Source organism: Streptomyces pimonensis (genome assembly GCF_041380215.1).
Classification (GTDB): domain Bacteria; phylum Actinomycetota; class Actinomycetes; order Streptomycetales; family Streptomycetaceae; genus Streptomyces; species Streptomyces pimonensis.
Genome location: NZ_JAHWZY010000159.1, coordinates 1 through 300, shown reverse-complemented (window position 1 = coordinate 300; position 300 = coordinate 1). Strand labels below are relative to the sequence as shown.

Below are 300 nucleotides of genomic sequence, written 5' to 3'. Positions count from 1 at the left end.
TCGAAGGCGCGCTCAGGTTCTACATGGACAGCGGACGCGTGGCCGAGCACGGCGGCCACGTGGGTGCGTACGAGGTCGAGCAGCAGCGGAAGGCGCTCGTCCTCCGGCAGTGCCGAGAGCCGTGCCGCCAGACCGCCGTCGGTGGCCGGGGCCGCCTCGGGGCGTGCCGTGCGCACCAGTGCGCGCAGCAGCGCGGGGACGGCCTCGGGACGGGCCCGTAGCGGCGCCAGGTCCAGCCGCATGGGCACGGCCACGGCGAAGGGCAGCGTGAGAGCAGTGTCGAACAGCCGCAGTCCCTCG

Annotated in this window: 1 protein-coding gene; it reads right to left on the bottom strand. The window is 74.7% G+C overall.

Going from position 1 to position 300, the window contains the following annotated elements:
- Positions 1 to 300, bottom strand: a 300-nt coding sequence (locus tag KYY02_RS33815; RefSeq protein WP_371244933.1) for an acyl carrier protein, incomplete at both ends; no start/stop codon positions are given.